Source organism: Verrucomicrobiota bacterium (assembly GCA_019247695.1).
Lineage (GTDB): Bacteria > Verrucomicrobiota > Verrucomicrobiia > Chthoniobacterales > JAFAMB01 > JAFBAP01.
In genome coordinates, this window is record JAFBAP010000012.1 from 23403 (window position 1) to 30691 (window position 7289).

Consider the following 7289-nt stretch of genomic DNA (forward strand, 5'->3'; position numbering starts at 1 on the left):
GGAAAACGCCTTCCCAGGGTGAAACCCTGGGCTAGGTTCCTTTGGCCCTTCAGGCCATCAAACCATCTCCCGGCCCGTTGGGCCTAGATCATTTATACGGTTTAATCGGTGTAACTCCGGCAGGGCGCCCGGGGAGGAAGACAAGATTTTACCTCCATGGCCGTCGAAATGGTATAAGTTCTACCGCCCTTTCGGGGCTGAAAACCCGGTCCTGTCGCCCGGGGTCCGTTCGGAACGGCATCGTGAGTCGCAATGCGCGCATTCCCACCCAACGTGGAACTTCCGGGCTACTCTCCCGCTGTCCCTCCGGGGCAAAGGGGCGGTTCGATCGACATGAATACCGGTGTAGATGCTTACAGGCTTTTCCGAAGCCTTCTTTGCCGGAGCGATTACCTGCGGCCAGCCCCGACCGGTTGGAGCCGACGGGAACCAAAAGATGGGCCGACGGGCGCCTTGCTCGCCGGTACGACCGGAATCTTGCGCGGCGGAAGCGGCTGCACTTTCGGATCGGTCAGCATTGTGATCTTACAGTGCATCGGATCGCCGCCGACCATATTTTGCAGATGGTCGACCCAGGGCCCGACGTTGATCTCCGTGATCTCCGTCCCCGCCCCCATAATGTTCCGTAGTTCCTCCACGGTGAGGCCGTAACAGCGGTCGAGGGAGCGATTTATTTTGCACTGGGCGTCGCCTTTCAGCGCCAGGATATGATCTTCATTAATGGCGTGGCCCAACTCATGGCCCAGGACCGGTGTATACACATCGCCGTCCGTTAAGAGGGTCTGGTGCGACCGAAAACCGTTCCTAGCGGGTTTTGTCTTCTTCGTCTTGTAGTTCGGCACCTCATACTTCGGGTCTGAAAAGACGGCGGGGTTAATCCGGACCACGTTGAAAGTCGCAGAGGTTTTCGCCCCCGATTCCATCCGGAACAGGCAAAGGATGTTCGGGCGCAGAATATAACCGGGGAAGGCAGAACTGTAGTAATCGAGCTTATCGAAGACGTTGGGGGGTTTGATCAAGAACTTATGGTTCCAGATTTGCTCCCCCTGTTGAAAAAGCTTAACGAACTTCTTTATGGCATCGTAACCCCAGTCGATGATGGGAAATAGGTAGTCATCGCTGTCCCTGGCACACCAGCCTAAATCTTTGTCTTGAACGATGATCGGACCGGCGCCGCCGTCGCCTACCAGACGGCTATCGAGGAACCTGAGGTCGTAGCCAAGGGTAAGCGTCAGCCAGGCGTTTTGAAACGGGTTATTCCCGTTGGGGATTTCAAGTTCTCCCGTGACTCCGCCTATTACTGTCTTTCTCTGAAATGCCTTGGGCGCCTTGGCCTGTTGGCGCTCGTCCGGCGTGGGGACATAAAGGGTGTCGCTCATGGTTTTTCTCATCAGCCCGTTACGCAATCGAATCGACCATCGCGCAGTCATTCGTTGCTGATAACGTCTCTTATTTCATTGATTTTGCTTTTTGTCAGATTGACTCCGGTAACACCTTTTCACAAAGGTCAACTTCCCGGAATGCGTTCAGCGCTCTCGGCGGGCCTGGAGCCCGGTGGTGTGGCCAGATTGGCAAAGCACGTAGCGATGGATGGAAATGGAACAAGAGGCCCATCGGGAAAGGATGCCCGGCAGCCCCGCTTCGGGCCGCGCAACCTTATGGCTTTACAACTTTGGCTCCGCCGGGCAACCAAACAGAAATTGTGTTATGAAGTCTGAAGTTTGGCCGGCCCCGGCCCGAAATGCGTCCGGCCGGATTCGACCGTACGTCTACGGCAAACCAAGCGAGGGTCCGTTGAGGTGATCGCCGGTAAGAGCCTCGTGGCCTTTATGCGGGGCTGGGACCCCGCTTTTTGATCAGAGAAGAAAACCGCTCGCTCGCTCGTCCCGCAAAAACGCTCTGCGGTTGATTGTCCGCCCCCGAAAGCGCTTGGCGGGTGAGTTTTTCCGCTTTTTTTAACTCACCGGGTCTGATAACGATCGGGGTATAGCTCGTGAACGCTTAGGCTCGGAGGTCGCCGATGATGAGTGAAACGATTCCCGTTCTCAATCTGGGAGAGTTAGAAGAACGCGCTTGCGCGGTACTGCCGCGAATGGCCTACGACTACTACGCCGGCGGCGCCCATGATGAGGTCACGTTACGCGAGAACCGGACCGCCTACGAGCGGATCGCCGTGCTCCCGCGCATGTTGGTCGATGTAAGCGCCCGGGCCATGGACACCACCGTGTTGGGCCAGCCCGTGTCGATGCCGATTTTGATTGCGCCCACCGCGTTTCAGGGTCTTGCCCACCGGGACGGCGAAGCGGCCACGACCAAGGCGGCCGGTACGGCCAGAACACTGATGACCTTGGCAACCCTCTCGACCACCTCGATTGAGGAAACCATGGCGGTAGCCACCGGGCCGGTTTGGTTCCAGCTCTATGTTTTCAAGGACCGGGCCATTTCTGCCGCGCTGGTCCGACGCGCCGAAGCGGCCGGGTGCAAGGCCATCGTGCTGACGGTTGATGTGCCGCTGCTTGGCACGCGCGAACGCGATGTGCGCAACAAATTTAGTTTGCCGGAGCATCTTTCAGCCAAAAATCTCTGGCCCATGGGGTTGCACGAGCTTCCCGAAGGCGTGGCCGGCTCCGGACTGGCCCCGTACATCGCCTCGCTCCTGGACGCGACGTTGAGCTGGAAAGACCTCGGGTGGCTGGCCGGAGTAACGCGGCTACCCATTCTTGTGAAAGGCATCCTACGTGCCGATGACGCGCTGCGGGCAATCGAGCACGGCGCCTGCGGCATCATCGTGTCCAACCACGGCGCGCGGCAACTGGACACAACGCCGGCAACCATTTCCGTATTGCCGGAGATCGTCGACGCAGTGGCCGGCAGGGTTGAGATCTACGTGGACGGGGGTATCCGGCGAGGGACCGACGTGCTCAAAGCGATCGCTTACGGCGCGCGGGCCGTCTTGGTCGGTCGTCCCATCCTTTGGGGGCTGGCCGTCGGTGGGGAAGCCGGGGTCACGTCGGTTCTGGAGATCCTGCGCAAGGAATTTGACTTGGCCATGGCGCTGTCGGGCTGCCCGAGCCTGCGCTCCGTTACCCGAGATCTTGTCCATCGATTCTAGTCTTCCACGCCTCCCGCTGTTCCCTGCCTCCACCCCAGTTCGCGACGTATTCATGGCCGCGCCGGTCAGGTTGATACGCTCCATGGGGCCGTTCTTCCGCCGGCCCAACCCGCGGCGGGTCAGGAACGGCTTTGCAATATCCTTCTCGAAATTTACATTATCGAAACTTACGCGGTCGCCGTTTTTGGGGTTCCTGCATGCGCATCGACTATGCTCGGCTTTCGGAGGAAGATCAGGCTTTGCCAATCGAGCGCCAAACGCTCTGTGCCGCCGGTTGTGGGCAGGTCTATGAGGAATGCGTCCGCGGCAAAACGGCGCGGGGGGAGCGGGTGGCATGCCTGCAGGCGCTGCGCACCGCTGACAGGCTGGTCGTCCGGCGACTGGGCCGGATGGGCCGCTCCTTGAGCGATGTCATCCGGCTCCGCGTCGAACTGCAGGCTCGGGAGATCCTCCTGGCATCGCGAAGCGAACGAGTCCACGCCGGCTCCCCGGCCGGCCGGACGATCGCAGCCTCCTTGGGCGTGGCGCCCTTGACCGTGTACCGGAACCTAAGCGAAATCGCGGGCCCCGACGGGCCTTCCGAAAATCCTCCTACCGCCTATGCCTGAAGAAGCTTTTTCCCCGGTAAATACTCCTGCGGCTGCCCCCGAGACCGCGGAACGGCCCGCCCCGGCGGAGGCCGTCGGACCTGGGGAGCGACCAGATGAGGTGATCCCACCCCGGGACCGGCCCGTGCAGCCGGTCGTCGGCCTGGGCGGTTCGGCCGGCAGCTTGAGCGCCCTGCGCGCCTTTTTCTCGGCCATGCCGGCCGACAACGGCCTGGCGTTTGTGGTGGTCGTCCACCTGCTGCCCGACCGCGACAGTAACCTGGCTGCCCTGCTGCAGGGGTCCACCTCTATGCCCGTCGTTCAGGTGCGCGACAACGTCGAGGTCAAACCCAACCGGGTCTTCGTCATCCCGCCCGGCAGGCAACTCTCCCTGGCCGATGGCCGGCTGCGCCTCTCCGAGTTGAGCGCCGGGCGTGGGCCGCGGGTGGCCATTGACCTGTTTTTCCGCACCCTGGCCGATACGAGCGGCTCGCAGGGTACGGCCATCGTGCTGTCGGGGGCGGACGGCGACGGCGCCATCGGGCTCAAACGGGTCAAGGAACGCGGCGGGCTGACCATCGCCCAAGAGCCGAGCGAGGCCGAGCAGGACGGTATGCCGCGGGCGGCGATTGCCACCGGCATGGTCGATTGGGTGCTGCCGATGGCAGACATGCCTGGCCGCTTGCTGGCCTACTACCGTCAGGAACCCCGGCTGCGGCTGCCGGCCGAAGAGCCGCCGCCGGAGGCGGCCGCACCATCGGAGGAGGCCGAGGCGGCCCTGCGCGACGCGCTCGGCTTGCTGCGGGCGCGCACCGGCCACGACTTCAGCGACTACAAGCGCGCCACGGTGCTGCGGCGGCTGCGCCGGCGGCTGCAGGTCAACGGCTTAGAGAACCTGCCGGCTTACCGGGACTTCTTGCGCACCCACCCCGGGGAGGCCCAGGCGCTGTTGCAGGATCTGCTCATCAGCGTGACAAATTTTTTCCGCGACCCGCAGGCCTTTGCCGCCCTTGAGGCCGAGTTGCCGCGGCTCTTTGCCGGAAGAAAAGCCGGCGATTCGGTACGCGCCTGGGTGCCAGCATGCGCCACGGGCGAGGAGGCCTACTCTGTGGCCATGCTCTTGGCCGAGCAGGCCGCCCGGCTGCCTGCGCCTCCCGTCATTCAGGTCTTTGCCACCGACCTGGACGGGGCGGCGCTGCGCACGGCGCGCGAGGGACTCTATCCCGAGACGATCGCCGCCGACCTCTCTGAGAAGCGGCTGCGGCGGTTCTTCGTCAAGGACCAGGGCCGCTACCGGGTGAGCCGGGCGTTGCGCGAGACGGTGCTCTTTTCCGCGCACGATCTGCTCAAAGACGCGCCCTTTGCACACCTGAACCTGGTGAGCTGCCGCAACCTGCTCATCTACTTGAACAACAAGGCCCAGCGCCGGGCCTTGGAGCTGTTTTACTTCGCCTTGGAGCCGGCCGGGCTGCTGTTCTTGGGCAGTTCCGAAACGGTGGATGACCAGGAGGGCGGTTTGTTTAAGGCCATGGACAATAAGCATCGGCTGTACGCGCGGGGGGTGGCGCCCCGGCCGGTGGTGCCGGTCTTACCGGCCGGGCCGTCCTCGTTGGCGCCGGCCCTGGCGCTCGCGCCGCGCCTGCCCCCGCGCCTCGCGGGGGCCGCGGGGAGCGCCCCGGCGACTCGGGTGCCCGGCGACCGCCCGGGCGTCCTGTCGTCAGCCGAGCTGCACCTGAAGCTGCGGGAAGCTTGGGGGCCCCCCTCGGTACTCGTCGACCCGCAAGACCGCGTCGTGCATTCGTCCGAGCGGGCCCAGCGTTACCTGCATTGGGGGGGCGAAGCCAGCCTGGAGGTGTTGCGGGTGATCCACCCCAGCTTGCGGCTGGAGCTGCGGGCCTCGCTGTTCCGGGCGCGCCAAACCGGCAGTCCGGTCGACGTGACGGGTGTACTGGTCGAGTTGGCTGACGGTCCCCAGGCGATTGACCTGCACGTGCGCCCGGCCCAGGACCTGGCGCCAGGCTTCCTGCTGGTGGCCTTTGAGGACGGGGCAGCCAGGCCGGTGGAAGGCGCGGTCGTGGAGGTGCGGCCCGCCGCCGAGCCGCTTACCCGCCAACTGGAGGCCGAACTGGACCAGCTCAAGCTCCAGCAGCGGGCCACCATCGAGGAGTACGAGGCTTCCCTGGAAGAGCTCAAGTCCTCCAACGAAGAGCTGCAGGCCATCAACGAGGAACTGCGCTCGGCCACCGAAGAAGTCGAGACCGGCCGGGAGGAGCTCCAGTCCATTAACGAGGAGCTCTCTACGGTCAACCACGAGCTTAAAGCCAAGGTCGATGAGCTGGGCCGGGCCAACAGCGACCTGCAGAACCTGATGGCGGCCACCGACATCGCCACCGTCTTTTTGGACCGGGAGTTGTGCATCCAGCGTTACACGCCGGCGGCGGTGCGGCTGTTCAGCCTGATCCCGAGCGACGTGGGCCGGCCCCTGGCCGACCTGAGCCACCGGCTGGAGAGCGATTTTGTGGTGGCCGATGCGCAGCGGGTGCTGGAGACGCTGGTGCCGGTGGAACGCGAGCAGCGCAGCCGGGAGGGCCGCTGGTACCTGGTGCGGCTGTTGCCCTACCGCACCCTGGAAGACCGCATCGCCGGCGTGGCGTTGACCTTCGTGGACGTCACTGCCCGAAAAGAAGCCGAGGCGGCGCTGCAGGAGTCGGAAGCCCGGTTCCGGCGCTTGAGTGAGAGCGGTATTGTCGGGATCGCGTTCTTCAGCCTGCGGGGCGACATCTTCGAAGGCAATGGGGCCTTCCTGCAGATGCTGGGTGCCTCCCGCGAGGACCTGCGGGCCGGCAAGGTGCGATGGGACGCCTACACGCCCGAAGCCTGGCTGTCGCGCACGCGGCAAGCCGTCGACGAGTTGCGGACCAGCGGACGCATCACGCCATACGAAAAGGAGTTTGTGCGCGCTGATGGGACGCGCCGCTGGGGGCTGTTTGGCGGGGCGCTGCTCGCCGATGGCGAGACCGGGATCGCGATCGTGCTGGACGTGACCGATCGCAGGCGAGCCGAAGAAGGGCTGCGCGCCAGTGAGGCGCACCTGCGGCTCATGATGGAGAGCGCGCGCGATTTTGCCATCTTCACCCTCGACGCTCAAAATCGGATCACCAGCTGGAACCCCGGGGCGGAAGCCATCTGCGGCTATACGGCCCAGGAAGCGCTTGGCCAAGACGGGAGGCTGATCTTTACCCCCGAGGACCGCGCCGCCGGCCAGCCCGAGCAGGAGATCGAGACCGCCCGCGGGGAAGGCCGCGCCGAGGACGAGCGCTGGCACCTGCGCAAGGACGGCCGCCGCTTTTGGGCCAGCGGCGTGCTCACCCCCATGCCTGGCCCGGGTAGCCCCGGCGCCGCCGGTTTTCTCAAAATCCTGCGCGACCGGACCGAATTGCACGAAGCCGAGCAGGCCCGCCGCTACGCCGAGCAGCGCTTCAGCCTGTTGGCCCGTTCGGTGCGCGATTACGCCATTTTCCTGCTCGACCCCCAAGGCCGCGTCACCCACTGGAACGAGGGGGCCGCGCGGGTCAAAGGCTACTCGGAAG

The 7289-nt window shown here is 64.3% G+C and carries 4 protein-coding genes; 3 read left to right on the forward strand and 1 reads right to left on the reverse strand.

Annotated elements, in window-relative coordinates; all coding sequences use genetic code 11:
• Positions 1-389: 389 nt before the first annotated feature.
• Positions 390-1379, reverse strand: coding sequence for a hypothetical protein (locus JO015_01140; GenBank protein MBV9997693.1), 990 nt, complete (start codon positions 1377-1379; stop codon positions 390-392).
• A gap of 644 nt (positions 1380-2023) precedes the next feature.
• On the opposite strand from JO015_01140, the gene JO015_01145 reads away from it, so the two are divergent.
• From JO015_01145 to JO015_01155, 3 genes are all read left to right on the forward strand, one after another.
• Positions 2024-3112, forward strand: a complete 1089-nt coding sequence (locus tag JO015_01145; GenBank protein MBV9997694.1) for an alpha-hydroxy-acid oxidizing protein — start codon at positions 2024-2026, stop codon at positions 3110-3112.
• 197 nt (positions 3113-3309) lie between these two features.
• Positions 3310-3720, forward strand: a complete 411-nt coding sequence (locus tag JO015_01150) for a recombinase family protein (GenBank protein MBV9997695.1) — start codon at positions 3310-3312, stop codon at positions 3718-3720.
• Positions 3721-3844: 124 nt separating this feature from the next.
• A partial coding sequence (locus JO015_01155) for a PAS domain S-box protein (GenBank protein ID MBV9997696.1) occupies positions 3845-7289 on the forward strand: 3445 nt, incomplete at its 3' end.

Coding starts and splice junctions, on each gene's coding strand:
- JO015_01145 (MBV9997694.1), top strand. CDS start 2,024: ATGAGTGAAACGATTCCCGTTCTCAATCTGGGAGAGTTAGAAGAACGC.
- JO015_01140 (MBV9997693.1), bottom strand. CDS start 1,379: ATGAGCGACACCCTTTATGTCCCCACGCCGGACGAGCGCCAACAGGCC.
- JO015_01150 (MBV9997695.1), top strand. CDS start 3,310: ATGCGCATCGACTATGCTCGGCTTTCGGAGGAAGATCAGGCTTTGCCA.